This window comes from Nonomuraea sp. NPDC001831 (assembly GCF_042892035.1).
Taxonomy (GTDB): domain Bacteria; phylum Actinomycetota; class Actinomycetes; order Streptosporangiales; family Streptosporangiaceae; genus Nonomuraea.
On record NZ_JBIATU010000012.1, the window covers coordinates 99,547 to 124,550 of the forward strand.

The following is a 25,004-nucleotide window of genomic DNA, read 5'->3' on the forward strand; positions in this document are numbered from 1 at the left end:
CCTTCAGCCCTCGCCCGACGCCCCGGGCACGCGCGGCGCGCGGGCGTCGGTGGCCAGCTAGCCCTTGCCGGGGTGCAGCGCGCCGCACCGGTCACACGTGCGGGCCTTCTCGTCGCCGTAGAACGCCTCGAAGACCGGCGGCAGGTCCTTGACGATGTCGCGCACCTGGAGCTCGACCTCGTGGACCTTGGCGCCGCACTCCGCGCAGTACCACTGGAACTTCTCCAGCTCGCCCTCGGGCCTGATGCGCTCCACCACCAGCCCGACGGACCCGGCCTCCGGGCGCTGCGGCGAGTGCGGCATGCGCGCCGGCAGCAGCCACATCTGCCCCTCCCTGACGTGCACGGTCTCCGGGCCGTTCTCGGTCACCACGTTGACGTGCATGTTGCCGCGCACCTGGTAGAACAGCTCCTCGTACGGATCGACGTGGAAGTCGGTCCTGGAGTTGGGCCCGCCGACCACCATCACGATGAAGTCGCCGGCACCCTCGAAGACCACCTTGTTGCCGACCGGCGGCTTGAGCAGGTGGGCGTGCTCGTCGATCCACTTGGTGAAGTCAATGGGGGGAATCATGGTCGCTCCTGTGGATGGTAGGCGACGGCCTGCATCTCGATGAGCAGGTGCGGGTGCGGGAGCTGGTGCACCGCCACCGTGGTCCTGGTCGGACCGTCCTCGTCGAAGAATTCGGCGTACACCTCGTTGTAGCCCTTGAAGTCGTTCATGTTTACCAGGTACGTGGTGATCTGTACGAGATCCGCGAGCGAGCCTCCGGCGGCCATGAGCAGGTCGCCGATGTTCTCGATGACCGCCCGCGTCTGGGCGCGGATGTCCAGGTCGGTGACGCCGAACCGGTCGGCGCGGACGCCCGCGAAGCTGCCGTCGGGCCTGCGGGAGCTGGTGCCGGAGACGTACAGGAAGTCGCCGGCGCGCTTGACGTGCGGGAACCGTCCCCGGGGCACGGCCTTGCCGGGGACGCGGATGGCCTCGCGGCTCACGTGCCGAACACCGCCCGCACCGATCCGAGCCCCTCGATCCTGGCCTCGAACACGTTCCCGGCCTCGACCGGCACGACCGGGCCGAGCGCGCCGGTCAGGACGACGTCCCCGGCGCGCAGCGGGTGGCCGGTGGCGGCCAGCGCGCCGGCCAGCCAGAGGGCGGCGTTCAGCGGGTTGCCCATGCACGCGGCTCCGGACCCGGCCGAGACCTCCTCGCCGTCGCGGGTCATGGTCATCGCCGCCGCGCCGAGGTCGAGGTCGGTCAGCCGCTTCGGCGTGGCGCCGAGCACGTACGCGCCGGAGGAGGCGTTGTCGGCGACCGTGTCGGTGATCGTGATGTCCCAGTCGGCGATGCGCGAGTCGGCGATCTCGATGGCGGGCAGCGCGAACTCCACCGCCCTGAGCACGTCCACCAGCGTGAACGGCCCCTCGGTCAGGTCCGTGCCGAACACCAGCGCGACCTCGGCCTCGGCGCGCGGCTGCAGGAACCGCTCCGCCTTGATGGGCCGGCCGTCGAGCTCGGCCATGTCGGCGAAGAGCATGCCGTGGTCGGGGTGGTCGATGCCGAACTTCCGCTGCAGCAGCGGGTTGGTGGCGCCGATCTTCCGGCCGACCGGCCGCCGGCCCTCCGCCAGCGCCCGCCGGGTGTTGATCTCCTGCACTTCGTAGGCGTCGGCCACCGTGGTGATGAGGTCCCTGAGCGGCGCGCAGGGCTTGCCGGTACGCGCGGCCTCGACCAGCCGCTCGGCGGCCTGTCCCCGGGTGTCGACGGCCAGGGACCATTCGTCATGCATCGGGTTGCTCCAGTTTGATGGTGATCGTGGTGGGCTCGGAGTAGAAGTCGAGCGACTGCGTGCCGCCCTCCCTGCCGATGCCCGACAGCTTCACGCCGCCGAACGGGGTGCGCAGGTCGCGCAGGTACCAGGTGTTGACCCAGACCAGCCCCGCCTCCAGGCGCTGGGCCACGCGATGGGCGCGGTCGAGGTTGGTGGTCCAGAGGGTGGCGGCCAGGCCGTACTCGCTGCTGTTGGCCAGGTCGATCGCCTCGGCCTCGCTGTCGAAAGGAGCCACGTGGCACACGGGACCGAAGATCTCCTCTCGATTGAAACGGGACCACTCCGACAACCCTGTCATTACCGTCGGTTCCACGAAATATCCGGAATCGCGGTGGTCGCCGAACGTCGGGACGCCGCCTCCCGCGAGCACCTTGGCCCCCTCCGAGCGGGCCAGGGCGTAGTAGGACAGCACCTTCTCCCGGTGCCCGGCCGAGATCATCGGCTGGAGCTCGATCTCCTGGGCGCGCGAGGCCAGCCGGCCGCAGAAGTCCTCGAAGATCGTGCGCTCGACGTAGAGCCGCTCGGTGCACAGGCACACCTGGCCGCCGTTGGTGAAGACCGACTTCACCGTGCCCTCGACGGCCCGGCCCAGGTCGCAGTCCTCGAAGACCAGGCCGGCGTTCTTGCCGCCCAGCTCGAACGAGATCGGCTTGACCCGGTCGGCGGCGGTCTTCATGATCTGCGTCCCGGTCGCGGTCGAGCCGGTGAACGTCACGCCGTCCACGCCCGGGTGCTCGACGAGGAGCTGGCCCGCCGGGCCGTGCCCGAAGATGATGTTGACCACGCCCGGCGGCAGGCCGGCCTCGGCGCAGATCTCGGCGAAGACCGCGGCCGAGCCGGGCGTGTGCTCCGACGGCTTGACGACCACGGTGTTGCCCGCGACGAGGGCGGGGGCCAGCTTCCACGTCATGAGCAGGAACGGCAGGTTCCACGGCACGATCACGGCGACCACGCCGAGCGGCCTGCGCACGGTGTAGCTGAGCACGCCGGCGAGGTGGAAGGCGTCGTCGGGGCGCTGGGAGGCGATCTCGGCGAACGCGCGGAAGTTCGCGATGCCGCGCGGCACGTCGAGCGTGCGGGTCTGGCCGAGCGGCTTGCCGGTGTCGGCGATCTCGGCCGTGACCAGGTCGTCGAAGCGGACCTCGATGCCCTCGGCGAGGCGGCGCAGCCACCCGGCCCGCTCGGCCACCGGCAGCCCCGCCCAGTCGCGCGCAGCCTCCCTGGCCGCGCGCACCGCCCGGTCGACCACCTCCGGGTCGGCCTCGTGCACCTGCCTGATCACCCCGCCCGTCACCGGGTCGTGGACCGGGAACGCATGGCCGGCCGCCACCGGCAGCCCGCCGATGAAATGGGTCAGCACAGCAGCCTCCTCTAGCCTCACTCCCGGTATAGATCGTCGGGCGACGCTGAGACAACAGTCCGGCGGGGGCGGGAACCGCGCCGTCCCGTCAGGCCCCGGCGGTGGCGGTGACACTGAGCCACCCCTCAGCCGGGCCCTGGCGGACCTGTCCGTACAGACACCTTCCGGTACCCCTCGGCCGCCCAGGATGATGACCAAATGGCGCGCACATGGGAATTGTGGGGAAATATCATTATCGCTGGGATTTCAGCGCTTCCAGTGGCCGTCCTGGCGATCATCCTGCTCGCCCGCCGCCGGGCCCGCGCCGGGCATCCGGCGCCGCTGCGCACCTCGCTCGCCGACGTCGGCGTCGTCGTCGGGACCGTGCCGTGGGTGTGGATGATCCTCACGCCGTCCACCGGCCGGGCGGGCGTCGGCCTCGTCCCGTTCATGGACCTCGCCGATCTCGCCGGGGCCCCGTGGGAGACGGTCGCGGTGCAGGTCGGGGGCAATCTGCTGGTGCTCGCCGCGCTGGGCGCCCTGCTGCCCGTACGGACCGCCGCGATGGCCTCCTACGGCCGGGTTGCGGCCGTCGCGGCGGCCTTTTCGGTCACGGTCGAGTTCCTCCAGTACGCCCTGAGACTGGGCCGGTTCTCCTCCGTGGACGACGTGATCATGAACACCGCGGGCGCGGTGCTCGCCGCGTCGGTTACTCGCCGCTGGTGGGCCCCGCGAATAGCGGCCGGGACCGTTCCACGGTAACGGTCTGCATAAACGTCCTCGCATTCATCACACAGGCACGATCAGCTCAAAAGAAGCTCGGGACCAACCTCTGTATCTGTGCGATCGTGGACAAGACGGGGCAAGTTCTCTGGAGACGCCACAACCTGGTTGGTGACAGAGGGTGATCGAAACGTGTCTGAATCCCCGGTACCCCACGAGCCCCCTATTTATCGCCGCATCGCCGACGGCCTCCGCGCCCGGATCCTGTCCGGCGAACTGCGCGACGGGGACCGCCTACCGGGCGAGAACGCGCTCATGGCCGACTACGCAGTCGCACGCGCCACCGCCAGGCAGGCGCTTGCCGTACTGATCAACGAAGGGCTGGCGGTGCCCAAACGAGGTTCGGGGGTCTACGTGCGCCTGTTCAAACCGATCCGCAGACACGGCTCGCGCCGCCTGTCACGAGAGCAGTGGGGTCAGGGCCGTGCCATCTGGGACGCCGACACCCGGGGCCGTCCCTTCACCGTGGACCAGGTGGAGGTGGTGCTGGAGCGGGCGTCGGAGGAGGTGGCGGGCGTCCTGGAGAGCGGCGAGGTATGGGTGCGTCGGCGCCGCTACTCCGTGGACGGGCGGCCCGTGCAGCTGGCGACCTCCTCCTTCCCCGCCCGCCTGGTCCAGGGCAGCGCCATCACCCTGCCCGACACCGGGCCGGGCGGCGTCTACGCCAGACTCGGCGACCTGGGCCTGCCCCCGGCCCACTTCACCGAGGAGGTGCGGGCCCGCATGCCCGGCCCCCGCGAGACCGGGCTGCTCGACCTGCCCGGCGGAACCCCCGTCATCGTCATCGCCCGCACCGCGTACACGGCGGGCGGCAGACCCGTCGAGCTCAACGAGATGGTCCTGGACTCGGCGGCATACGTACTCCAGTACGACTTCGACGCCTAGTTCAACCCGATCTGTCAAGCGATAGGTTGACCTGTCCATCACGATCATTGATTTCTCTAGAGAGGTCCCTCATCTTCTAAGGAGATGGAACCGTTCAGGAGATGGAACCTTCGCCTGGGGCCCGGGAGAGGTGCGCGGATGTCCGTTGACCGGCATCTTGCCGAGATCGCCCGGGAGTACCCCAGGTGGACCATCTGGCGGAGCGACGCGGGCCGCTGGTGGGCCACGCGGCACCATCCGCTCGACGCGGCGCAGCGCGCGGCCGGATGTGCGATGACCATCGACGCGGACGACCCGGACGGCCTGCGCGACCAGCTCCGGGACCAGGAGGAACGGACCGGCCGGCAGCCCCGCTGGCAGGCCGGCCCCGCCCCTCCCTGACTGCGGGCCGTGGAGCGTTCCGCGGCTCGCACGCGAGCAGCCCGGTGCCGGGTCCAGCGTCTCGGCGGCCCCGGCACCGGGCCCCCAACGGGGCCACGAACGCGGAAGTCTCCGACCCTATCGGGGGCGGGGGCTTCCGCTCCCCGCCCCTTCACCCGCTAGCTGTGGTACTCGCCCAGCCGCAGGATGTGCACGTCGGTGTCGTCGGAGACGCCCTCCCTCGGCTTCTCCTCGTCCTCCTCGACGATGACCCGCACGTCGTCCTGCACGGACTGCTGCGGGGCCGGCTGCGCGGACTGCCGCGGCGCCGGCGCGGCCTCGATGGCGGGCTCCGGCGCGGGCGCCGGGACGGCCGCCGGCTGCTGGGTGGCGACCGGCGCGGGCGGCAGCGCCGACTCCGGCACGAGCTGCCCGGCCGCCGCCTCGGTGCGCATGAGGTCGCCGAGCACCGAGCCGATCTCGGTCAGCCGCCGCACGACCTCGGTGTGGGTGTTGGTCAGGTATTCCACCCGGCGCCCTGCGTGCTCGTCGAGCGTGGCCGTGCGCTGACGCGCCGCCGCCAGCATCGACTCGGCCTCCGCGTGCGCCCCCGCCACCAGCTGCTCGGCCTGCGCGTGGGCGGCCGCCATCATGCGCTCCGCCTCGGCCTGCGCCCCGCCGACCAGCCGCTCGGCCTCGGCGTGCGCGTCGCGCAGCAGGCCCTCGGCCTCGCTGCGGGCCGACCCGAGCTGCTCCTCGGCGTCCGCGCCCGCCTGGGCCAGCATGCGCTCGGCCGCCTGCGTGGCCTCGGCCACCCGCCGCTCGGCCTCCGCCTGCGCCGAGGTCAGCATCTTGTCGGACGTCTCGCGCGACGTCGTCACCAGCCGCTCGGCCTCGGCCCTGGCGCTCTCCCGCACGGCGGTCGCCTCGGCCTCCGCGTCGGCGCGTTTGGCCGCGGCCTCCTCCTCGCCCAGCTTCAGGATCTGCGCGAGCCTCGGGCTGAGGTCCTCGTAGCTCTGGGGCGCCTCGACCATCCGCCGCCTGGCCTCCGCCAGCTCGACCCGGCCCTGCTCCGCCTGGTCGATCGCCCGCGCCAGCCGCTCTTCCAGATCCCGGATCTGGTTCCGGGTACGGATCATGTAGTCGTGCACCTGACGGCGGTTGTAGCCGCGCATCACGACTTCGAAGGTGTCCTCTTGCATCAGATCGGGAATGCTCTCGTGCTGGTTTGTCATGGGGGTTACCTAAGGGTTTGCGTGAGGCGGGGGAAAACTGCGGGTTGTGAGGGTCTGACGACGAGACGTCAGGAAACGACTTTCCTGCCATCTGCCCACGTCCGCAACCGGAACGCCACACCTGGGGCGGGAATTACGATTGGACGAATGTACATAGCAGCGTTGGACGACGGGGCAGTGCCGGACCTCCACCCGGAGGCGTACATCGCGCCCGGCGCCGTCGTGGTCGGAAGTGTGCGGGTGGGCCGGGCCTCCAGCATCTGGTACGGCTCCGTCCTCCGCGGGGACGACGAGCGGATCGAGATCGGCGAGGAGTGCAACGTACAGGATCTGTGCTGCCTGCACGCCGACGCCGGCCAGCCCGCGATCCTGGAGGACCGGGTCAGCCTGGGCCACAAGGCCATGGTCCACGGCGCGCACGTCGAGACCGGCGCGCTGGTCGGCATCGGCGCGATCGTGCTCGGCGGCGCCCGGGTGGGCGCGGGCACGCTGGTCGCCGCGGGAGCGCTGGTCGGGCCGGGCAAGAAGATCCCGTCCGGGGTGCTGGTCGCCGGCGTGCCCGGCAGGATCGTGCGCGAGCTCACCGACGACGACCGGGCCTCCTTCGCCCGCACGCCGGACAACTACATGGCCAAGGCGGTCAGGCACCGGCAGGCGTCAGCAGTTTGATCAGGACCTGGTCCGACACCGAGGCGGTGTTGAGCGGGTCGGCGTACTCCGGCAGCTCGGGGCGGAGGAAGCGGACGAAGTCGACGGTCAGCTTGAGGTCGGGCACCCCCTTGATCTGCTTGGCGTTGGCCTTGGCGGCGTCCTTCTTCAGCGCGCCGTAGCTGTCCCAGTCGGTGTAGGCGGTGACACCCCATTGCAGCACCTCGGGCAGGTTCGAGGGCCAGCGTCTGGCCACCTTCCAGGCGCCGCCGTCCTCCTTGTAGAGCGCGACGGCGACCCGGCCCAGCCTGGCCAGGACGAGGTCCACCCAGCCGTCCTTGACCGCCGTCTCCAGCGGCTTGGAGCTGCCGTCCTGGGTGAACTTGGCCTCCACCTGCCCGGCCGCGTCGGCGGTGCCGGTGGTGACGGACATCCACGCGGGCTTGTCGTACGTGCCGGGCTGGCGGGCCATGAGCCCGCCGAGCGAGAACTTGCGCGCGGGCCTGCCGCCCTTCTTGCCGGTGACCTTGACCCGGGCGTGCATGACGATGTCCCCGGCCAGTTCCTGGTAGACGAAGGGGCCGCGGAAGCCGTCGTACCAGGTGGAGGTCTTCGGCTCCAGGTAGAGCGCGCCCTTGGCGGTCTTGTTCACGTCGAGCTTGGCGATCCTGTCGACGTCCTTCTCGGTGTCGCTCAGCTTGCTCCACACGGCCAGCTCCGCGGCGTCGGCGAACTCGCTGGAGGCCGATCCGACCTCGCCGCCGGGCGCGGGCGCCTGGGCGTTCTGGACGGTGAGCACGCCGGGACCGGTGGGAGTGGGCGCCGCGGCGGTCCCGCAGCCGCTCACCACACCCGCCACTGCCAACATCCCTGCCACCTTTGCCCTCATAGCGGACATTCTGCCGTGAAATGCCGACGGGTGCCGTCGGGCGGCCCAGTACGATGACGGCCGTGCGCCCCTGGGATGCGTTCACCTCGGCAGAGGCGGAGGTCCGCGCGATGGTCGCGGACCCGCGCTGGCAGGGCCTGTCCGTGCCCGACCGCGCGCACGTCCTGGCGGCCAGGGTCCTGGTGACCCAGGACGGCGACCGCTGGCTCTACGGCGCGTACGCGCGCTGGCACCTGCACGACCCCGGCGACGGCCGCTGGCACCCCGCGCCGCCGCCCAGGGGCGAACGGGCGCGCAAGGTGGGGCACGCCACGGCCGCGCTGCCGGACCAGGTGGTGCCCACCGGGCCCGACTTCGCCGCCGAGCCCGGCTCGACCCAGGCGTTCATCGGCCCCGACGTGCTGCCGGTGGTGACCGAGCAGATCGCGGAGATGGTCCGCGGCGCCGGGCGCAAGTCGGAGCTGGACTACCCGCTGACCGCCTTCGGGGAGATCTTCGCCGCCGACGTGCCGAGCACGGTCGCCGCCGTCTGGGGGACGATCATGTGGTGCGCGTACGCGCCGGCCTTCGACGGCAACGAACGTCTGATCACCCTGTTCGGCGAGTACCTGCGCCGCTCGCTGCCCGGCGACGAATGGGTGCGCTGGCTGCCCGCGCCGCCGCTGCTCGACCTGGTCACGCTGGTGTCCGAGCGCACCCGCGCCGGCCGTCCGCGGGCCGCGCTCCGGCTGGCCGCGCTGATCGCCGACACCGCCCAGGTGCTGCTGTCCGACATCCGGTTCAGGCCGCGGGCGCTGGCGCTGCTCACGATGGTGGAGCCGGTGCTGCGCCGGCCCGGCCGCGACGACGCCACGGCCGCCCGGGGTGACGACGCCGTGCGCCGGGCCTGGCTCGACCGCTGCCCGCCGCGGCTGGCCCTGGCCCTGCTGCCCGAGACCGATCCCGACGCGTACTTCGCCCACTCGGTGTACGACCTGGTCGAGGCGCTGGGCTTCGTGAAGGACGCGTCCGGGGCGGCGGCGGCGTACCTGGCCGACCTGTCGGACTCCAGGAGGATGTTGCCCGAGCGGCTGAACCACCGGTTGCGGCGGGCGTACGTGGAGTTGGAGCGTGCCGGGCTGACGGGCACGTCGGCCGCCGAGCGCACTGAGCCGGAGGGCTTCGCCGCGCGTCCGGGCGGGGCGCCCGTGCCGCAGCCGGCGGTGGTGACGCCGCCCGACCGGGAGAGCAAGGCGGCCGTGCTGGGCGCCGCGTACGCCACCTGCCTGGCTTGGGGCCGGCTGACCGGCGCCAAGGTGCCGCAGCACGGCCTGGCCGGCCAGAGCGCGCTGGTCCGCGAGCTGATCCACGAACGCGACGACCACCACATCGGTCACCCGTAACGCACTATTACCGTTATTTCACCCTTACTCCGCCTATATCCCTCTATCACTTCAGTCACCGGGCAATTCGCTGAATTGTGATCTCGACTTCGGGAAATGATCCCTGTGGGGCCCCCGTGACGCCGAAAGGAATGACTCCGATGGGCCATGTCGCCGGAAGGGCCCTCGCCGTAACCTCGTAGAGGGTGTGGGCTGCGGAAGGAAGGACGACGCGGTGGGGCACGACGACCTGGACTCTCGGGTCCACGACCGTGTCGCGTTGGACGAGATTGCGCTCTACGCCGAGGTGCTCACGGCCGTGGCTGTCAGCGAGCGGCGGCTGACCTTGGACGAACTCGACGACGCGCTCGGATTGCGGACTTCGGCGAGTCGCTGAAGACCATCGAAAATTACCTGTCCCGGGCTCCTGTGGGGTCCGGGACAGTGGTTCCCGGCTATTACAGGTAACTAGTCAATCGAGGGTGTGCCTCTCCTACGTATGGAGGAGGCGACCCCCTACGACTTGACCAGGCGGGCGATGGCGGCCGACGCTTCCTTCACCTTCGCCTCGGCCTCCGGGCCGCCCGTGTTGATCGCGTCGGCGACGCAGTGGGAGATGTGCTCCTCCAGCAGCCCGAGCGCCACGGCCTGAAGGGCCCGCGTGGCCGCGGAGACCTGGGTGAGCACGTCGATGCAGTAGGCATCGTCGTCGACCATGCGCTGCAGGCCCCTGATCTGGCCCTCGATTCGCCGGAGGCGCGTCAGATATGCCTGCTTGTCTCCGCTGTACCCATGCATGCTTCTACGGTACCCGTAACCCGTATGAGCTAGCGGAGATCTGACAGCAGCTTCTCCCACTGTTCGGCGACTTCCTCGGCCGAGTGACGGACGGCGGTGTCGAGGGCTCCGGCCGCGAGCGAGCGCCGGCGGCGCTCGTCGTCGATGAGCGCGAGCAGCGCGCCCGCGAAGTGCTGCGCCTCGCTCTCGCTCTCGGGCACCAGCACGCCGTTGTAGCCGGTCGCCACGAACTCCCTGGGCCCCCGGGCGCCCTCGAAGGCCACCACCGGCACCCCGCACCCCATGGCCTCCAGCACGGTCATGCCCAGGTCTTCGCTGCGGGAGGGGTTGGCCACGATCGACGCCTTGGCGAACTCCCCCGCCAGGTCGGGCGTGACGCCCATGAAGTAGACGTGGTTGTGCAGGTCGAGCTCGTTCACCAGCGACCGCAGCCGCCGCTCCTCCGGGCCGCCGCCGTAGAGCCGCAGCCGCCAGTCGGGACGCTTGTCCGCCACGATCGCGAACGCCCTGATCAGCCGGTCGTACGCCTTGACCGACACCCACCGGCCCCCGGCCGCCACGATCCGGTTGTCCATCCGCGACCGCGGCCACGGGCCGCCCGGCAGCGCGTCCGGCACGGAGTGGACGGCGGACCCGTCGCCGAGCAGCCTCCCCCACTCCTCCTGGGCCGACTCCGTGGCCGTCACGACGGCGTCGAGGCGCGGGTAGAGCCGCTGCACCGGCCCGGGGACGGCGGGCCGCCCCCACTCCCTGGCGATCTTGATGGTTTCACGTGGAGCATGCCGCGCCACCTGGACGCCGATGCCCGGCCGGGTGGTGATCAGCACGTCGGACCTGAGCCCGCGCAGCAGCCGCCAGAGCGCCATCTCGGTGCGCATCTGGCCGCGCGGCAACAGGTGGCGCACCCCGGGACGGGCGTCGACCAGGCTGCGCATGGCCACCTTGGAGCCGACGGGGAAGAACGGCTTCTCCTTCTGCCGCCGGACGCTGATGACCTCGACCTCGTGCCGCTCGGACAGGGCGGTGGCGAGGTTGAGCGTGGCGCGCACGTCGCCGCGCATGCCGTACGCCGAGGCGAGGACCAGGCTGACCTTCATCCGCCCACCTCGATGCGCAGCTCGTCGTCGGCGGTGTAACAGGGCCGGACGGGCACGCCGTCGATCTCGGCCGAGGGATAGTGCAGCCGTCGTCGTTTGCCGTCGACGTCGTCGAGCCAGGCGCCGAGCCGCAGCGGCGTGGGCACGCCCTCGACCTCCAGCGCGGGCTCCCAGGTGCCGGCCGTGTCGGGGTCGGCCTCGACCACGTTCACCAGCGACACCGCCGCGTGGAAGCGCACCCCCTGGACGGTGGCGTTGGCCGACACCCGTTCCCTGGTCGGCCTGCGGTCGAGGGTGAGCGTGGCCTCGCGGCGCGCGTCGTCGTCCTCCAGCCCGGTGTACGCCAGCAGCCCCGTCACCTCGAACCGGCCCTCCCTGAACCAGATCGCCCGCACCTCGGCCACCGGCGCGGCGTCGGCTATCTTCAGGGCCAGAAACCCGTTCCGCGTCCGGTACGACCGGTAGGCCAGCGTCCGCCGGCACAGCGCGTACGCGTCGAGGTGGTCGAGCGAGAACCCCGGGTCGACGCTGCGCAGCCTGCTGCGGCTGCCCTCGTGCCGCAGGTAGGCGTCCCAGCGGCCGGCGGTCAGCTCCAGCGGCGCCAGCGAGACGGCCAGCGTGGCCTCCCGCGTCCGGCTTCCGGTGCGGCCCAGGCGCACGTCGCGCTCGACCCCCGTGGCGCGATGGCGCAGCACCAGCTCGGTGCCGTCACGCAGGGGCTCATCGATGGCGAGTCGCAGGGAGAGCACGTCGGCCAGGGTGACTTCGGCGTCCGTGACCACGACGCGCATCACTAGCCCCCTCCCCGTCGAATAAGGCCATGCGACGTTGAGGTTACCGTGATTTTCCCGTTATGTGGATGGGAGATTTCCAGCGAGGAGGCCCGTGACGTGCGGAACTCCTCTACAGAGCCTGTAGAGGAGTCCGACTTTTCGTGGTCAGGAAGCGCCCTTGACCGATTTGATCAACAGCTGCGCGACGTCCACGACTTCCAGCGATTCCTTGGCCTCGCCGTTGTTCTTCTTCTCGTTGATCGCGTCCCCGAGCATCACCATGCAGAACGGGCACGCGGTCGAGACGGTGTCGGGATTCGTGGTGAGCGCCTCGTCGACCCGCTCGGTGTTGATGCGCTTGCCGATGCGCTCCTCCATCCACATGCGCGCGCCGCCCGCGCCGCAGCAGAAGCCGCGGTCCTTGTGGCGGTGCATCTCCTGGGTCTGGACGCCGGGCACCTTCGACATGATGTCGCGGGGCTGGGAGTAGACCTTGTTGTGGCGGCCGAGGAAGCACGGGTCGTGGTAGGTGATCTTCTCCTCGATCGGCGTGACCGGGGTGAGCAGGCCCTCGTCCACCAGCTTCGACAGCAGCTGTGTGTGGTGCACGACCTCGTAGGTGCCGCCGAGCTGCGGGTACTCGTTGGCCAGCGTGTTGAAGCAGTGGGGGCAGGTCGCGACGATCTTCTTGACGCCGGCCTCGTTGAGCGTCTCGATGTTCTGCTGGGCGAGCATGTTGAACAGGTACTCCATGCCCAGACGGCGGGCCGGGTCGCCGGTGCACGCCTCCATCGGGCCGAGCACCGCGAACTTCACGCCCGCGATGTGCAGCAGCTCGGCGACCGCCTTGGTGGTCTTCTTGGCGCGGTCCTCAAGGGCGCCGGCGCAGCCCACCCAGAACAGGTACTCGGCGTCCTCGGGCATCTTCTCCTCGACCAGCTCGACCTCGAAGTCGAGCTCCTCGATCCAGTCGGCCCGCTTCATCTCGGACATGCCCCACGGGTTGCCCTTGTTCTCCAGGTTCTTCACCATCACCCCCGCCTCGGACGGGAACGACGACTCCACCATGACCTGGTAGCGGCGCATGTCGAGGATGTGGTCGATGTGCTCGATGTCCACCGGGCACTGCTCGACGCAGGCGCCGCAGTTGGTGCACGACCACAGCACGTCGGGGTGGATGACGCCGTCCTCGCCGACGAGCGGCTTCTCCAGCAGCGCGAGCACGTCGGTGTCGGCGTGCTCGGTGCTCGCGGCCATCAGGTACGGGGCCACCTTGAAGGCGTGGTCGCGCTGGTCGAGGATGAGCATTTTGGGCGAGAGCGGCTTGTCGGTGTTCCAGGCCGGGCACTGCGACTGGCAGCGGCCGCACTCGGTGCAGGAGTAGAAGTCGAGGAAGCCCTTCCAGGTGGTGTCGCCGATCTTGCCGCGGCCCAGGCGCTCGGCGTCGAGCTCCTCGTCCTCGAAGTCGACGAGCTTGCCGTCGACGCGCAGCTCCGACGCGGCGCCGAGCCCGTTGGGACGCCGGGAGAACAGCACGTTGAGCGGCGCGGTGAAGATGTGCAGGTGCTTGGAGTTCACCACGATGACCAGGAACACCAGCATGAAGCCGATGTGCAGGAGCAGCGCGATCTCCTCCAGCAGCGGGCTGGCCGGCAGCGCGTCGCCGAGCGCCAGGGAGACGAACGCGCCGGAGGAGTAGGGGAAGTTGCCGTTGGCCGCCGAGGCGCCGCGGGCCAGGAACAGCGTCCAGATGATGTTGAAGATCATGAACAGGACGAGCCACGCGCCGCCGAGGTGCGAGCCAGAGAAGCGCGACTTGCGGCCCAGCGTCTTGGGCGAGTTCTTGACCCGGATGATCGCGAAGGCGACCAGGCCGAGCAGACACGCGACCGCGATGAAGTCCTGGAGGAAGCCGAGCACGCCCCAGGTGCCGATGAGCGGGATGTGGAAGTCGGGCTCGCCGGTGATCGCGCCCTGGATGATCGCGCCGTACGCCTCGATGTAGACGGTCAGCAGGATGAAGAACGCCCACATGACGAAGAAGTGGGCCGTGCCGGACGGCGTCCACTTCAGCAGCTTCTTCTGGCCGAAGACCTCGACGAGCTGGGCCTTGAGCTCGTCGGCGGCGTGCTCCTTGGCGTACTCGACGCGTTCGGGCGCGGGTGGCCCGGAGGTCGCCAGCTTGAACAGGAACAACACCCTGCGGCCGGCGACGGCCACCGCCAGGACGGTCATGACCAGCCCGATGATCGCTACCCAGAGCACGGGGTCCTCCCACAGACGACGATGGCTGCCAGCATACGGACACGTGTTTCCAGGAAGCTTACCGGCCAGTAACTTCCCGGGATGACATCCATACCCTATGGTCAGTGCCCTATACAGAACAATGCTCTACGCCGTGAAGTACCTCTGTATGGTCGGCGCGATCAGCTCGACCAGTTCCTCCGGATCGGCGCTGGCCAGCGGCTCCAATTGGATCACGTAGCGGCCCATGATCACGCCGTACATCTGGCCAAAAGCCGCCTCGATGCGTAGGTGCGGAACACCAAGGCGGTCGGCCACCTGGAAGAGCAGCGCGTTGGTGATGAACTCGCGGAACATCGCCGCCGCCTGCTCGTTCGTGAGCGCCGAGCGCATCAGGGCGATCATCGGCTCGCGGGTCGCCGGCTCGGCGGTCACCCGCAGGATCATCCGCACCAGCCGCTCGCCGATCTCCTCGCGCGGGCCGTCCAGCAACAGCGGGACGACCTCGTCAGGGGTGATCGGCAGCTGCATGGCCGCCGCGAACATGCCCTCCTTGGTCTCGAAGTAGTGGTGGACCAGAGCCGGGTCGACCTTGGCCTCCCGTGCGATCCCGCGCACGGTGGCCTTGTCGAAGCCCTTCTCGGCGAACACCCGCCGCGCCGCCGTCAGGATCTCGCCGCGCGTGTCGGCCGACCCGGGCCTGCGACCGGGCCGGCGTCGTACGTTGCTCATGGCCGCGCCCCGCCGGTCACCGGCCCACCGCCAGGTACACCCGCATCGGCACCGACAGCACGCCCTCGGGGAAGGCCTTCCTGAGCTCCCCGCGCTGCCGCCCGACCAGCTCGTCGGCCGCGTCCGGCGACAGCGCCGCCATGTACGAATGGGAGCGCAGATCGAGCAGGAAGTCCTCGATGCCGACCAGCCGCGTCCACGGGATCCAGCGCTCCTGGACCACCTCGAAGGCCGCGGCGATCGGCGGCACCGACCACTCCTCGACCGCCGGCCCCCAGTACGTGGGCACCGCCTCGGCCAGCCGCGCCTCGTAGGCGGCCAGCCACTCGGCCTGCGCCGCGTGGTGCAGGTTCCAGCAGCCCGCGATCGCGCCGCCGGGCCGCAGCACCCGCCGGGCCTCGGCGATCGAGACGACCGGGTCGAGCCAGTGCCACGACTGGGCGTACGTCACCAGGTCGGCCACCCCGTCGGCCAGCGGCAGCGCGTTGCCGTCAGCGATCACCGCGGCGACCGCGGGCGGCTCGCCGTCGATCCGCGTGACCAGCCGGGCCAGCATCTCCGCCCCCGGATCGACCGCGATCACCCGGGAGCCGCGGGCCCGCAGCGCGTGCGTCAGGATGCCCGTGCCCGCGCCCACGTCGATCGTGGTGGCGCCGTCGAGCTCGATCCCGGTCACCTCGGTGAGCACGCGGTACATCTCGTCGGGATAGGACGGGCGCCCCGCGTCGTAGGCGTCGGCCACGCTGTCGAAGACCCGCGCGAGGTCTCTGGTCGGCCCCACGTTCCTGGTCGGCCCCACGTTCATCGGGACGCCGCCAGGTGCAGACGGGCGAAGGCGAGCGCCTCGGCCAGGTCGTCGACGCGCTCGGTGCGGCTGGCCGCCTTGCGGGTGTTGATCTCCAGCACCACCAGGCCGCCGTAGCCGGAGTTCGCCAGGCGTTCCAGGATCTGGGCGCACGGCTGGTTGCCCCTGCCGGGGACCAGGTGCTCGTCCTTGTTGGTCACGCCCATGCCGTCGGCCAGGTGGAGGTGGGCGAGCCGGTCGCCGAGCTTGGTGGCCATCTCCATGGCGTCGGAGCCGGACACCGCGGTGTGCGACAGGTCGAGGGTGACCTGCGGGAAGTCGTAGTCGATCGGGTTCCAGTCGGGCGAGTACGGCACCACGTCGTTGCCCCTGGCGCGCAGCGGGAACATGTTCTCGACCGCGAACGTGACATCGGTCTCGTCACGCATGCGGGCCAGGCCGTTCTCGAAGTCGCGGGCGTAGTCGCGCTGCCAGCGGAACGGCGGGTGCACCACGACGGTCGAGGCGCCGAGGCGCTCAGCGGCCTTCTGCGCCCTGACCAGCTTGGCCCAGGGGTCCCTGCCCCACACCCGCTGCGTCACGAGCAGGCAGGGCGCGTGGATCGCCAGGACGGGCACCTGATAGTGCTCGGACAGCCGCTCGATCACGTCGATGTCCTGGCTCACCGGATCGGCGCCGACCATGATCTCGACACCGTCGTAGCCCAGGCGCGCGGCCAGTTCGAACGCGTCGGGAGTGCGTTCTGGATATACCGAGGCGGTGGACAATGCGATCTTCGCATTGGGCACGCGGATGACATCAGCCACGTTGCCAGCCTAAGCCGGAGAAGCGCCTCTGGCGCGTGAGCCCCACCAGATAGCCCTACCCAACCCCCCATCCCACCCCAAAGACGCTCCCCAGAACCCCGCTACGGTTGGGGCCATGCCACGGATAGCCAGAGGCGCGATCCCCAGCCCGAACATCTGGAACGCTCCCCAGGTCTACGAGCTGGAGAACCGCGCCGTGGACCCCCAGGGCGCGGCCGACGCCGCGATGCGCGAGCTGCGTCCCTGGGCCGGCGCGACCGTGCTCGACATCGGCTGCGGCACCGGCTTCCACCTGCCCGTCCTGGCCGCCGACGCGGCCTCCGTGATCGGCGTCGAGCCCCACGGCGACCTGGCCGGCCTGGCCCGCCGCCGCTGCGCGAACCTGCCCAACGTCTCGGTGCACGCCGCCGCCGCCCAGGACCTCCCGCTGCCCGACGCCAGCGTCGACGTGGCCATGGCCCGCTGGGCCTACTTCTTCGGCCCCGGCTGCGAGCCCGGCCTGCGCGAGCTGTCCCGCGTCGTCCGCCGCGGCGGCGCCGCGTTCGTCATCGACCTCGACGCCACCCGCGGCCCGTTCGGCCGCTGGTTCTCCCGCACGGTGCCGACGTACTCGGCGCGCGAGGTGGAGGCGTTCTGGGTGCGCCAGGGCTGGCAGCGGCGGCCGCTCGACCTCACGATGACCTTCGAGCGCCGGGCCGACCTGGAGGCCGTGCTGCGCATCGAGTTCGCCCCCGAGGTGGCCGAGCAGGCCATCGCGGAGACCCCCGGCCTGGAGCTCTTCTACCCGAACGTACTGCGCTGGCGCTACTTCTGAGTCCAGACGGCGGGCACTCCCTCGCGCATCTAATGGCCTCACTGCGTGAGGCGGGCTCGGTCGCCAAACGCCGCCGCCTTCCCCCGCTCTGGTCGCTGCGCTCCCGCCGCTCCTCCAGGCACCGGCACTCCCTCGCGCATTCTCATGGCCTCACTGCGTTCGGCAGCTCGGTCGCCACACGCCGGCGCCTTCCCCCGCTCTGGTCGCTGCGCTCCCGCCGCTCCTCCAGGCGACGGCACTCCCTCGCGGCTTGACATTGACGTCGGTGTCAACGTTTACCGTGGTGGCATGCGCATCGGGGAGCTGGCGGAACGCACCGGGGTGAGCACCCGTTCACTCCGTTACTACGAGGAGCACGGCCTGCTCTCGGCCAGACGCGGACCCAACGGCTACCGCGAGTACGCCGAGGAGGACGTCAAGCTGGTGGCCGAGATCCGGTCGCTGCTCTCGGTCGGCTTCACGCTGGAGGACACCCGTCCCTTCGTCGACTGCCTGCGCTCGGGCCACAGCTCGGGCGGTTCCTGCCAGGAGTCCGTCGAGGTCTACCAGCGCAAGATCATGCAGATCGACGAGGAGATCCGGGTGCTGCTCGCCCGCCGCGCCGAGGTCGCCGCCCAGCTCGCCCAGTCGTGTCCCGGCTGCTTCGTAAGGGGAGACAAATGATCACGTTGACCACCGACAACTTCGAGGAGCAGGTACTCAAGAGCGACAAGCCGGTGCTGGTCGACTTCTGGGCCGAGTGGTGCCCGCCGTGCCGCATGGTGGCCCCCGTCCTCGACGAGATCGAGGCCGAGCACGGCCTGGCCATCGGCAAGCTCAACACCGACGAGAACCCCGAGATCATGTCCCGTTACGGCGTGATGGGCCTGCCCACGCTGCTGCTGTTCGAGAACGGCGAGCCCGTCAGGCAGATCGTCGGCGCGCGGCCCAAGCGCCTGCTGGTGCAGGAACTGGGCCTCACGCGGTAGTCGAGGATTGTCGGCACGGGCCGCTAGCCTGCTCGACATGGCCAAGACAGCGCAGAAGCCCGGTTACCGCTGTGCCGAGTGCGGCTGGCGCACCAGCAAGTGGGTCGGCAGGTGCGGCGAGTGCCAGGCGTGGGGCACTGTCGACGAGGAGGGCGCGCGCGCCGGGGTCAACGTCGTCCAGGGCGGCGCCACCACCGGGCCCGCGCTGCCCATCGGCCAGGTCAAGGCCGAGGTGGCCGCGGCCCGCACCACCGGGGTGAGCGAGCTCGACCGGGTGCTCGGCGGCGGCCTGGTGCCCGGCGCGGTGGTGCTGCTGGCCGGCGAGCCCGGCATCGGCAAGTCCACGCTGCTGCTGGAGGCCGCGGCCCGCATCGCCGAGCGCACCACCGTCCTCTACGTGACGGGCGAGGAGTCGGCGGCCCAGGTGCGCCTGCGGGCCGACCGCATCGGCGCCATCCAGGACAACCTCTACCTCGCCGCCGAGACCGAGCTGTCGGCGCTGATCACCCACGTCGACAAGGTCGAGCCCAGCCTGCTGGTGGTCGACTCGGTCCAGACGGTCGGCTCGGCCCAGGCCACCGGCGTGCCGGGCGGCGTGACCCAGGTGCGCGAGGTGGCCGCCAACCTGGTGCGCATGGCCAAGGAGCGCAACCTCGCCACGGTCCTCGTGGGCCACGTCACCAAAGAGGGCTCGATCGCCGGCCCCCGCACCCTCGAACACCTGGTCGACGTCGTGCTCAACTTCGAGGGCGACCGCCACTCCCGGCTGCGCATGGTCCGCGCGATCAAGAACAGGTTCGGCCCCACCGACGAGGTCGGCTGCTTCGACCTGCACGAGCGCGGCATCGAGGGCATCACCGACCCGAGCGGGCTGTTCGTCTCCCGGCGCAGCGAGCCGGTCGCCGGCACCTGCGTCACGGTCACCGTCGAGGGCACCCGCCCGCTGCCCGCCGAGGTGCAGGCGCTGGTGGCCCGCACCGAGGCCCAGCAGCCGCGGCGCACGTCCTCGGGGCTCGACACCTACCGCGTCCAGATGATCCTCGCCGTGCTGGAGCGCCGGCTCAACGCCCGGCTCGGCGGCTGCGACGTGTTCACCGCCACCGTGGGCGGCATCAAGCTGGCCGATCCGGCCGTCGACCTGGCGGTCATGCTCGCCGTCGCGAGCGCCGCCGGCGACAAGCCGCTGCCGCCCGGTCTGGTGGCCCTCGGCGAGGTGGGCCTGGCGGGCGAGTTGCGCCCGGTCAAAGACGTGCGCAGGCGGCTGACGGAGGCGTCCAGGCTGGGCTTCAAGCGGGCGCTCGTGCCCGCCGGATCCCTGGAGACGGGCGGCGGGAAGCGCAACGGGCAGCGGGCTCTGGTGCCCGTCGGGCCCGTGGCGTTCGCCCCCGGGTTCGAGGTCGTCCAGGCCGAGAACGTCTGGGACGCACTCACGCACGTCACATAGCACGGCTAAGCTGGGCGTGACCAATCGACACGGGGGTCAGGTGGACAGGAGTCTTGACGACCGCCGTCGCGACGCTTTGGCCGCCGTGGCGCCGGGCACTCCGCTGCGCGACGGCCTGGAGCGCATCCTGCGCGGGCAGACCGGCGGCCTGATCGTGCTCGGCCACAACAGGACCGTCGAAGAGGTCTGCAGCGGCGGCTTCGAGCTCGACGTCGAGTTCTCGGCCACCCGCCTGCGCGAGCTCGCCAAGATGGACGGCGCGATCGTGGTGAGCAACGACCAGAAGATCGTGCGCGCGGCCGTGCACCTCGTCCCCGACCCCGCGATCCCCACCGACGAGTCGGGCACCCGCCACCGCACCGCCCAGCGCGTGGCCAGGCAGACGGGCCTGCCCATCATCGCGATCAGCAAGTCCATGCGGATCATCGCCCTTTACCTCGACGGCATCCGCTACGTGCTGGAGGAGTCCGCGGCCATCCTGTCCAAGGCCAACCAGGCCCTGGCCACCCTTGAGCGCTACAAGCACCGGCTCGACGAGGTCTCCGGCACGCTGTCGGCGCTGGAGATCGAAGACCTCGTCACCGTGCGCGACGTGTCGGCGGTGGCCCAGCGCCTGGAGATGGTCCGGCGCATCTCCGACGAGATCAAGGGCTACGTGGTCGAGCTCGGCACCGACGGGCGGCTGCTGTCGTTGCAGCTCGACGAGCTGGTGGCGGGCGTCGACTCCGAACGCGAGCTGGTCGTGCGCGACTACCTGCCGGCCCCCGCGAGCCGCCGCCAGAAGCGCCTGGCCGAGGCCCTGCACGACCTCGACCACCTGTCCGGAGCCGAGCTGCTCGACCTGTCGGCCGTGGCGCACGTGCTGGGCCACGGCGGCGCCGAGCGGCTCGACAGCCCGGTGAGCCCGCGCGGCTTCCGGCTGCTGGCCAAGGTGCCCCGGCTGCCCGCCACGGTGGTCGACCGCCTGGTCAACCACTTCGGCGGCCTGCAGAAGCTGCTTGCGGCCAGCATCGACGACCTCCAGGAGGTGGGCGGCGTCGGGGAGTCGCGCGCCCGCAGCGTCCGCGAGGGCCTGTCCCGCCTGGCCGAGTCGTCGATCCTCGAACGTTACGTCTGAGGCCGGGCCGCTCACCGCAGGTGGAAGACGCCCTTGCCACTGCGCAGCGCGCCCATGCGGGCGGTGGCCACGTACGTGCCGGGCAGGGCGGCGGCCGGGGTCGCCCGGCAGTCGGTGCTCGACCGGCGCCGGTCCCACTCCAGGGTGCGCACGTACGGGATCCCGCGCTGCAGCTCCCTGACCTCGGTGCCCACCCCGCTGACGCAGTCAGCGGTGGACCAGATGCGGTCGGCGCCCGAGGTGATGCGGATCTCCATGGCCCGCGGCCCGACGTCGGCCGTGCACATCACCGGCCCGGTGTTGACCAGCGTGACGATGAAGGTCGGACGCGACGCGCCGGTGTAGATCGGCTCCTTGCCGCCCTGGAGGCTCAGCACCAGGCTGTCCTGCGGGCACGGCTCCCCCGGCCGCCTCGGCTTGGCGGACGGGCTCTCCTTGGGCGCGGGGGTGGGCGACGGGCTGGCCGTCCCCATGGCGAGCGTGCGCAGGCCCGCGAGCAGCGGATCGGTGGCCGGCGTCGCGCTCGGCGAGCTCTGCGCGCTGGACGAGCGTTCCGGCCCGGAGCCGCCACTGGAGCACGCCCACGCCACCACGGCCACCACGACGAGCACGGCCACCAGCACGCTCATGCGACGCCGCCAGTAGACGTCACCGCCGTCGCCACCCATCGAATCCGGATCCATAGGCACAGCATGGTAATTGATCGGCTACCAACAGTGACGACACGCCGAACAAGCCCGTCTACGAATACGCTTGACCGCGTGGTTGAGCCGAACCTCCTGCACGCCCCCGTTCTGGAGTGGTACGAGGACAACGCCCGAGACCTCCCCTGGCGCGCCGACGACGCGACCCCGTGGGGAGTGCTGGTCAGCGAGATCATGCTGCAGCAGACCCCGGTCGCCCGCGTCCTGCCGGTGTGGCTGGAGTGGATGGCCCGCTGGCCCACGCCCAAGTCGCTGGCCGCCGAGCCGCCGGGCGAGGCCGTCCGGCATTGGGGCCGGCTCGGTTATCCGCGCCGGGCGCTGCGCCTGCACGCCTGCGCCCGAGCCATCGCCGACGAGCACGGCGGCGAGGTGCCCGCCGACCACGCGACGCTGCTGGCCCTGCCCGGCATCGGGGAGTACACCGCCGCCGCGGTCGCCAGCTTCGCGTACGGCGGCCGGCACGCCGTCCTGGACACCAACGTGCGGCGGGTGTTCGCGCGGGCCGTACGGGCCGAGGAGTACCCGCCCACGGCCACCTCGGCGGCCGAGCGGCGGCTGGCCGAGTCGCTGCTGCCCGAACTGGGCGCGGCCCGCTGGGGCGTGGCCGTGATGGAGCTGGGCGCGCTCGTCTGCACGGCCCGCGCGCCGCGCTGCGCCGACTGCCCGATCGCCGACCTGTGCGCGTGGCGGCTGGCCGGCAAACCACCCCACACCGGTCCCGCCCGCAAGGGCCAGACGTACGCCGGCACCGACCGCCAGTGCCGCGGCCGCCTGCTCGCGGTGCTCCGCGCGGCGCACGGCCCGGTGCCGAAAGCGGCCCTCGACGTGGTGTGGGACGACTCGACCCAGCGCGAACGCGCCCTCGACGGCCTGGTCGCCGACGGCCTGGCCGAGGTGCTCGACGACGGCACGTACCGGCTGCCGCACTCCTGAACGCCCGCTAGGCCATCCACGGGGGCACGGTGCGGTCCGTGCCCTTCGGCGCCAGGTCGCAGGCGTCGGGCGCGGACTCGCCGCTGGGGTTGTAGACCTCCACGCCCGGCGGCGCGACCACGATCGAGACGAACCCGTGCTCGGGGTCGGCGAACATCTGCCGGCTCACGTCGGCCGGCAGGACCATGGTGTCGCCCGGCCCGACCTCGAACCGCTCGCCGCCCAGGTCGACGACCGCGCCGCCGGCCAGCCAGGTCCACACCAGCTCGCGGTCGGCGGCGTGCACCGGGCCCTCCATGCCGGGGTTGGCGTCCACCCGCCACATGACCTGCCCGGCCCTGCCCTGGGTGGGCGAGGCGAGCGTGGTCATCAGGCCGTTGGGCGTACGGACTTGGCGGGCGTCGGCGGACATCACGACAGGCATCAGACGAACTCCTTCTCTGCGGTGGGCACGGCTGCGCGCCGCGCGTCCTCGGTGGTGATCAGGCGATCCACGGCGGGGTGCCGAGGTCGGCGCCCTCGGCGCTGACGGCCCTGGCGCCCGCGGCCGCGGTGACGACGGCCGCGTAACCGGCCTCCGCGTCGGCCAGCACCCTGCGCACCACGTGGGCGGGCATGACGACGGTGTCGCCCTGCCCGACCTCGAAGCGCTCGTCGCCCAGCTCGACGGTGGCCCCGCCGGAGAGCCAGCTCCACACCTGCTCGCTGTCGAAGTCGTGCCGGGGGCCCTGCGCGCCCGGCTTCGCGTCGACCCGCCAGAACGAGCGGGAGGCCCCGCCCTGCGTCGGCGAGGCGAAAGTGGTCATGACCCCGGAGGGGGTCTCGGAACGCCGGGAATCCGCGTCACGAATGACAGACACGCTCGAACCCCTTAAGATAGGCAACTACGTTGTCCATATAGTTAACCAGGTTGTCTATCTTGTCAAGCGACACCCCAGGCTTCGAACTGCCTCTACGACTTCTGCTGGCCTTCCGCACGCTCATCGACGAGCTGCACGCCGAGCTGGCCCGCCAGGGCCATCCGGACCTCCGTCCGAACCACGGGTTCGTCATGCAGGCGATCGGCACACGCGGCACGACCGCCGTCGACCTGGGCCGTACCCTGGGCGTGTCGAAGCAGGCCGCGGGCAAGACGATCGAGACCCTCGAACGCGCCGGCTACGTCGAGCGCACCAGGGACGACTTCGACACCCGGCGCAAGATCGTGCGCCTCACGCCCCGCGGCGTCGACGCGCTCGACCGCTCGGCCCGCATCTTCGACGACCTGCGCGCCCGATGGGCCGCGGAGCTGGGCGAGGACCGCCTGCGGGCCTTGGAGTCGGACCTGCGCAGGATGACGCCGGCGAACATGTGGCGGCTGGACACGCCAGGCTGGTTCGCCGGCCTCTGAGTGGATCAGCCGAGCCGGAACCGGTGCGCGGGCGCGACCGGCCCCGGCCTCTCGATCAGGCGGCCAGTTGCAGGCCGAGGCTGGTCAGGTTCGTACGGGCCCAGGCCAGCTCCTCGGCCAGCAGCGACACCAGCGCGCCCGGCCCCTTCGCGCGCCCCGGCACGAACAGGTTGTGCGTCTCGACCTCGATGTGCGCGCTCCCGCTGACCGCGCCCGACAACATCGCGGTCAGCGTGTCGTGCAGCACCGCGCCGGTGCTCGGCGTCTCGCCCGTGTGGTTGTGCACGTGCCCCAGCTTGACGACGGGCGCGCCGGCCTCCGCCAGGCCCTTCAGCGCCGCGCCGGGCTCCTCGGCCCCGCAGGCGAGGTGACAGGCGTCCAGGCACACGCCCAGGTGCTCGGAGTCGATGCCGCCCACCCGCTCCAGCGCCTGCTCGGTCGTCTCCAGGACGCACCCCGGCCACGGCTCGAAGCCGACCCTGATGGTCTTCCCGGTCACGCTGTAGATGCCGCGCAGCTCGCGGGCCAGCCGCTCCAGGCGGCGCGTGGCGATGGCGTGCAGGTCGGCGGGCCAGTCGCGGCGCCAGCCGATCGGGATCGTCGAGATGCTGCCGAACCGTACGTCGTCGGGCAGCAGGAAGGCCAGGATCTTGGCCAGCGCCATGGTGTAGCGGTAGCGCTCGGGCTTGGCCCAGTCGGGGCCGGGGACCTCCTGGTTGCGCCCGCCGGTGCCGTTGAGGCTGACGACCTCCAGGCCGCGCTCCTCCAGGGAGCGGCGCAGCCGTACGAGCTCGATGCGGTCGGCCGTGAGGTGGTCGGCGACGCCGGGCGACAACCACAGCCCGATGCCCATCCGCTCCACACCCAGCCTCTTGCGCACCGGCACCGCGTAGCGGGTCAGGTGCGCGATCAGGTTCTCCAGGTCCTCGGCAGGGTGGATGCCTGCGTTGTAGGCGAGGTGAACGAGCGTTCCGTCGTTGTGACGCAGGCGCATCGGTTCCTCCACGGCTTGCTTGAGTGTTCCCGTCGCCCGCCTCAGACGCGCGAA

Annotated in this window: 30 protein-coding genes; 13 read left to right on the forward strand and 17 right to left on the reverse strand. The window is 71.2% G+C overall.

What is annotated here, in order from left to right:
• Positions 1–57 precede the first annotated feature (57 nt).
• From ACFYYW_RS32845 to ACFYYW_RS32860, 4 genes are read right to left on the reverse strand one after another with little or no spacing between them, the layout of a single operon-like run.
• Positions 58–573, reverse strand: coding sequence for a 3-hydroxyanthranilate 3,4-dioxygenase (locus ACFYYW_RS32845; protein ID WP_352322979.1), 516 nt, complete (start codon positions 571–573; stop codon positions 58–60).
• Entirely contained in the window at positions 570–995 is a 426-nt protein-coding gene (locus tag ACFYYW_RS32850) for a RidA family protein (RefSeq protein WP_387654507.1), read from the reverse strand. The genes ACFYYW_RS32845 and ACFYYW_RS32850 overlap by 4 nt, the downstream gene beginning before the upstream one ends.
• Positions 992–1,789 (reverse strand): 2-keto-4-pentenoate hydratase, encoded by a 798-nt coding sequence (locus ACFYYW_RS32855; protein WP_387654510.1) that lies wholly within the window; start codon positions 1,787–1,789, stop codon positions 992–994. The genes ACFYYW_RS32850 and ACFYYW_RS32855 overlap by 4 nt, the downstream gene beginning before the upstream one ends.
• Positions 1,782–3,191, reverse strand: a complete 1,410-nt coding sequence (locus tag ACFYYW_RS32860) for an aldehyde dehydrogenase family protein (RefSeq protein WP_387654512.1) — start codon at positions 3,189–3,191, stop codon at positions 1,782–1,784. The genes ACFYYW_RS32855 and ACFYYW_RS32860 overlap by 8 nt, the downstream gene beginning before the upstream one ends.
• Before the next feature lie 258 nt (positions 3,192–3,449).
• Between ACFYYW_RS32860 and ACFYYW_RS32865 the strand changes: the two genes are divergently transcribed.
• The 3 genes from ACFYYW_RS32865 (at position 3,450) to ACFYYW_RS32875 (ending at position 5,219) form a co-directional block, all read left to right on the forward strand.
• Positions 3,450–3,932: a VanZ family protein gene (locus tag ACFYYW_RS32865; RefSeq protein WP_387654514.1), complete on the forward strand. Its 483-nt coding sequence runs from the start codon at positions 3,450–3,452 to the stop codon at positions 3,930–3,932.
• Positions 3,933–4,085: 153 nt separating this feature from the next.
• Complete coding sequence (locus ACFYYW_RS32870) at positions 4,086–4,838, forward strand: GntR family transcriptional regulator (RefSeq protein WP_352322974.1); 753 nt, start codon at positions 4,086–4,088, stop codon at positions 4,836–4,838.
• A 138-nt stretch (positions 4,839–4,976) separates the two neighbouring features.
• Positions 4,977–5,219, forward strand: coding sequence for a hypothetical protein (locus ACFYYW_RS32875; protein ID WP_387654517.1), 243 nt, complete (start codon positions 4,977–4,979; stop codon positions 5,217–5,219).
• 158 nt (positions 5,220–5,377) lie between these two features.
• On the opposite strand, the gene ACFYYW_RS32880 is transcribed toward ACFYYW_RS32875, so the two are convergent.
• Positions 5,378–6,433, reverse strand: coding sequence for a hypothetical protein (locus ACFYYW_RS32880; RefSeq protein WP_387654520.1), 1,056 nt, complete (start codon positions 6,431–6,433; stop codon positions 5,378–5,380).
• Positions 6,434–6,580: 147 nt separating this feature from the next.
• On the opposite strand from ACFYYW_RS32880, the gene ACFYYW_RS32885 reads away from it, so the two are divergent.
• Positions 6,581–7,102: a gamma carbonic anhydrase family protein gene (locus ACFYYW_RS32885; RefSeq protein ID WP_364412920.1), complete on the forward strand. Its 522-nt coding sequence runs from the start codon at positions 6,581–6,583 to the stop codon at positions 7,100–7,102.
• On the opposite strand, the gene ACFYYW_RS32890 is transcribed toward ACFYYW_RS32885, so the two are convergent.
• The gene (locus ACFYYW_RS32890) at positions 7,074–7,949 is read right to left on the reverse strand and encodes a hypothetical protein (protein ID WP_387654523.1); all 876 of its coding nucleotides are present in this window, start codon (positions 7,947–7,949) and stop codon (positions 7,074–7,076) included. The genes ACFYYW_RS32885 and ACFYYW_RS32890 overlap by 29 nt on opposite strands.
• Positions 7,950–8,023: 74 nt before the next feature.
• Here ACFYYW_RS32890 and ACFYYW_RS32895 point away from each other — a divergent pair, with 74 nt between their 5' ends.
• Both ACFYYW_RS32895 and ACFYYW_RS32900 read left to right on the forward strand, forming a co-directional pair.
• Complete coding sequence (locus ACFYYW_RS32895; RefSeq protein ID WP_387654866.1) at positions 8,024–9,352, forward strand: hypothetical protein; 1,329 nt, start codon at positions 8,024–8,026, stop codon at positions 9,350–9,352.
• A 214-nt stretch (positions 9,353–9,566) separates the two neighbouring features.
• Complete coding sequence (locus tag ACFYYW_RS32900) at positions 9,567–9,728, forward strand: hypothetical protein (protein WP_020540796.1); 162 nt, start codon at positions 9,567–9,569, stop codon at positions 9,726–9,728.
• Between the two features lie 119 nt (positions 9,729–9,847).
• On the opposite strand, the gene ACFYYW_RS32905 is transcribed toward ACFYYW_RS32900, so the two are convergent.
• The 7 genes from ACFYYW_RS32905 to ACFYYW_RS32935 form a co-directional block, all read right to left on the reverse strand.
• Entirely contained in the window at positions 9,848–10,129 is a 282-nt protein-coding gene (locus tag ACFYYW_RS32905; protein WP_352327377.1) for a metal-sensitive transcriptional regulator, read from the reverse strand.
• A 29-nt stretch (positions 10,130–10,158) separates the two neighbouring features.
• Positions 10,159–11,226, reverse strand: coding sequence for a glycosyltransferase (locus ACFYYW_RS32910; RefSeq protein WP_352327378.1), 1,068 nt, complete (start codon positions 11,224–11,226; stop codon positions 10,159–10,161).
• Entirely contained in the window at positions 11,223–12,017 is a 795-nt protein-coding gene (locus ACFYYW_RS32915) for a hypothetical protein (RefSeq protein ID WP_352327379.1), read from the reverse strand. The genes ACFYYW_RS32910 and ACFYYW_RS32915 overlap by 4 nt, the downstream gene beginning before the upstream one ends.
• 147 nt (positions 12,018–12,164) lie before the next feature.
• The gene (locus ACFYYW_RS32920; RefSeq protein ID WP_352327380.1) at positions 12,165–14,264 is read right to left on the reverse strand and encodes a (Fe-S)-binding protein; all 2,100 of its coding nucleotides are present in this window, start codon (positions 14,262–14,264) and stop codon (positions 12,165–12,167) included.
• A gap of 126 nt (positions 14,265–14,390) precedes the next feature.
• Positions 14,391–14,975 carry a TetR family transcriptional regulator gene (locus ACFYYW_RS32925; protein ID WP_352327381.1) on the reverse strand — a complete coding sequence of 195 codons (585 nt, stop codon included), beginning with the start codon at positions 14,973–14,975 and terminating at the stop codon, positions 14,391–14,393.
• Between the two features lie 16 nt (positions 14,976–14,991).
• On the reverse strand, positions 14,992–15,780 hold the full coding sequence (locus ACFYYW_RS32930) for a class I SAM-dependent methyltransferase (protein WP_387654527.1): 789 nt from the start codon (positions 15,778–15,780) through the stop codon (positions 14,992–14,994).
• Positions 15,777–16,586 carry a sugar phosphate isomerase/epimerase family protein gene (locus ACFYYW_RS32935; RefSeq protein WP_387654530.1) on the reverse strand — a complete coding sequence of 270 codons (810 nt, stop codon included), beginning with the start codon at positions 16,584–16,586 and terminating at the stop codon, positions 15,777–15,779. The genes ACFYYW_RS32930 and ACFYYW_RS32935 overlap by 4 nt, the downstream gene beginning before the upstream one ends.
• 115 nt (positions 16,587–16,701) lie before the next feature.
• Between ACFYYW_RS32935 and ACFYYW_RS32940 the strand changes: the two genes are divergently transcribed.
• The 5 genes from ACFYYW_RS32940 to disA all read left to right on the forward strand — a co-directional run bounded on the left by ACFYYW_RS32940 (position 16,702) and on the right by disA (position 20,929).
• Complete coding sequence (locus tag ACFYYW_RS32940; RefSeq protein WP_387654532.1) at positions 16,702–17,400, forward strand: class I SAM-dependent methyltransferase; 699 nt, start codon at positions 16,702–16,704, stop codon at positions 17,398–17,400.
• Positions 17,401–17,688: 288 nt separating this feature from the next.
• On the forward strand, positions 17,689–18,063 hold the full coding sequence (locus ACFYYW_RS32945; RefSeq protein WP_387654535.1) for a MerR family transcriptional regulator: 375 nt from the start codon (positions 17,689–17,691) through the stop codon (positions 18,061–18,063).
• Entirely contained in the window at positions 18,060–18,368 is a 309-nt protein-coding gene (gene trxA / locus ACFYYW_RS32950) for a thioredoxin (RefSeq protein WP_352325882.1), read from the forward strand. Before ACFYYW_RS32945 ends, trxA begins: the two co-directional genes overlap by 4 nt.
• Before the next feature lie 37 nt (positions 18,369–18,405).
• The gene (radA, locus tag ACFYYW_RS32955) at positions 18,406–19,812 is read left to right on the forward strand and encodes a DNA repair protein RadA (RefSeq protein ID WP_352325881.1); all 1,407 of its coding nucleotides are present in this window, start codon (positions 18,406–18,408) and stop codon (positions 19,810–19,812) included.
• 40 nt (positions 19,813–19,852) lie between these two features.
• Positions 19,853–20,929, forward strand: coding sequence for a DNA integrity scanning diadenylate cyclase DisA (disA, locus tag ACFYYW_RS32960; protein WP_352325879.1), 1,077 nt, complete (start codon positions 19,853–19,855; stop codon positions 20,927–20,929).
• Positions 20,930–20,940: 11 nt separating this feature from the next.
• On the opposite strand, the gene ACFYYW_RS32965 is transcribed toward disA, so the two are convergent.
• Positions 20,941–21,612: a hypothetical protein gene (locus ACFYYW_RS32965; RefSeq protein WP_352325878.1), complete on the reverse strand. Its 672-nt coding sequence runs from the start codon at positions 21,610–21,612 to the stop codon at positions 20,941–20,943.
• 78 nt (positions 21,613–21,690) lie between these two features.
• Between ACFYYW_RS32965 and ACFYYW_RS32970 the strand changes: the two genes are divergently transcribed.
• Entirely contained in the window at positions 21,691–22,566 is an 876-nt protein-coding gene (locus ACFYYW_RS32970) for an A/G-specific adenine glycosylase (RefSeq protein WP_387654540.1), read from the forward strand.
• A gap of 7 nt (positions 22,567–22,573) precedes the next feature.
• Here the strand turns inward: ACFYYW_RS32970 and ACFYYW_RS32975 are convergent, their stop codons facing one another.
• Both ACFYYW_RS32975 and ACFYYW_RS32980 read right to left on the reverse strand, forming a co-directional pair.
• Complete coding sequence (locus ACFYYW_RS32975) at positions 22,574–22,990, reverse strand: cupin domain-containing protein (protein ID WP_387654543.1); 417 nt, start codon at positions 22,988–22,990, stop codon at positions 22,574–22,576.
• A 58-nt stretch (positions 22,991–23,048) separates the two neighbouring features.
• Positions 23,049–23,372: a cupin domain-containing protein gene (locus ACFYYW_RS32980; RefSeq protein WP_387654545.1), complete on the reverse strand. Its 324-nt coding sequence runs from the start codon at positions 23,370–23,372 to the stop codon at positions 23,049–23,051.
• 113 nt (positions 23,373–23,485) lie between these two features.
• Here ACFYYW_RS32980 and ACFYYW_RS32985 point away from each other — a divergent pair, with 113 nt between their 5' ends.
• Positions 23,486–23,956: a MarR family winged helix-turn-helix transcriptional regulator gene (locus tag ACFYYW_RS32985; RefSeq protein WP_352325873.1), complete on the forward strand. Its 471-nt coding sequence runs from the start codon at positions 23,486–23,488 to the stop codon at positions 23,954–23,956.
• Positions 23,957–24,011: 55 nt separating this feature from the next.
• Here the strand turns inward: ACFYYW_RS32985 and ACFYYW_RS32990 are convergent, their stop codons facing one another.
• On the reverse strand, positions 24,012–24,950 hold the full coding sequence (locus ACFYYW_RS32990) for a TIM barrel protein (RefSeq protein WP_357702269.1): 939 nt from the start codon (positions 24,948–24,950) through the stop codon (positions 24,012–24,014).
• Between the last annotated feature and the right edge of the window lie 54 nt (positions 24,951–25,004).

Bases quoted from the DNA above. Each gene is read 5' to 3' on its own strand.
- ACFYYW_RS32940 (WP_387654532.1), top strand. From the start codon at position 16,702: ATGCCACGGATAGCCAGAGGCGCGATCCCCAGCCCGAACATCTGGAAC.
- ACFYYW_RS32895 (WP_387654866.1), top strand. From the start codon at position 8,024: ATGACGGCCGTGCGCCCCTGGGATGCGTTCACCTCGGCAGAGGCGGAG.
- ACFYYW_RS32945 (WP_387654535.1), top strand. From the start codon at position 17,689: ATGCGCATCGGGGAGCTGGCGGAACGCACCGGGGTGAGCACCCGTTCA.
- trxA (WP_352325882.1), top strand. From the start codon at position 18,060: ATGATCACGTTGACCACCGACAACTTCGAGGAGCAGGTACTCAAGAGC.
- radA (WP_352325881.1), top strand. From the start codon at position 18,406: ATGGCCAAGACAGCGCAGAAGCCCGGTTACCGCTGTGCCGAGTGCGGC.
- ACFYYW_RS32855 (WP_387654510.1), bottom strand. From the start codon at position 1,789: ATGCATGACGAATGGTCCCTGGCCGTCGACACCCGGGGACAGGCCGCC.
- ACFYYW_RS32965 (WP_352325878.1), bottom strand. From the start codon at position 21,612: ATGGATCCGGATTCGATGGGTGGCGACGGCGGTGACGTCTACTGGCGG.
- ACFYYW_RS32890 (WP_387654523.1), bottom strand. From the start codon at position 7,949: ATGTTGGCAGTGGCGGGTGTGGTGAGCGGCTGCGGGACCGCCGCGGCG.
- ACFYYW_RS32980 (WP_387654545.1), bottom strand. From the start codon at position 23,372: ATGACCACTTTCGCCTCGCCGACGCAGGGCGGGGCCTCCCGCTCGTTC.
- ACFYYW_RS32905 (WP_352327377.1), bottom strand. From the start codon at position 10,129: ATGCATGGGTACAGCGGAGACAAGCAGGCATATCTGACGCGCCTCCGG.
- ACFYYW_RS32845 (WP_352322979.1), bottom strand. From the start codon at position 573: ATGATTCCCCCCATTGACTTCACCAAGTGGATCGACGAGCACGCCCAC.
- ACFYYW_RS32930 (WP_387654527.1), bottom strand. From the start codon at position 15,780: ATGAACGTGGGGCCGACCAGGAACGTGGGGCCGACCAGAGACCTCGCG.
- ACFYYW_RS32925 (WP_352327381.1), bottom strand. From the start codon at position 14,975: ATGAGCAACGTACGACGCCGGCCCGGTCGCAGGCCCGGGTCGGCCGAC.
- ACFYYW_RS32915 (WP_352327379.1), bottom strand. From the start codon at position 12,017: ATGCGCGTCGTGGTCACGGACGCCGAAGTCACCCTGGCCGACGTGCTC.
- ACFYYW_RS32975 (WP_387654543.1), bottom strand. From the start codon at position 22,990: ATGCCTGTCGTGATGTCCGCCGACGCCCGCCAAGTCCGTACGCCCAAC.
- ACFYYW_RS32885 (WP_364412920.1), top strand. From the start codon at position 6,581: ATGTACATAGCAGCGTTGGACGACGGGGCAGTGCCGGACCTCCACCCG.
- ACFYYW_RS32990 (WP_357702269.1), bottom strand. From the start codon at position 24,950: ATGCGCCTGCGTCACAACGACGGAACGCTCGTTCACCTCGCCTACAAC.
- ACFYYW_RS32880 (WP_387654520.1), bottom strand. From the start codon at position 6,433: ATGACAAACCAGCACGAGAGCATTCCCGATCTGATGCAAGAGGACACC.
- ACFYYW_RS32875 (WP_387654517.1), top strand. From the start codon at position 4,977: ATGTCCGTTGACCGGCATCTTGCCGAGATCGCCCGGGAGTACCCCAGG.
- ACFYYW_RS32910 (WP_352327378.1), bottom strand. From the start codon at position 11,226: ATGAAGGTCAGCCTGGTCCTCGCCTCGGCGTACGGCATGCGCGGCGAC.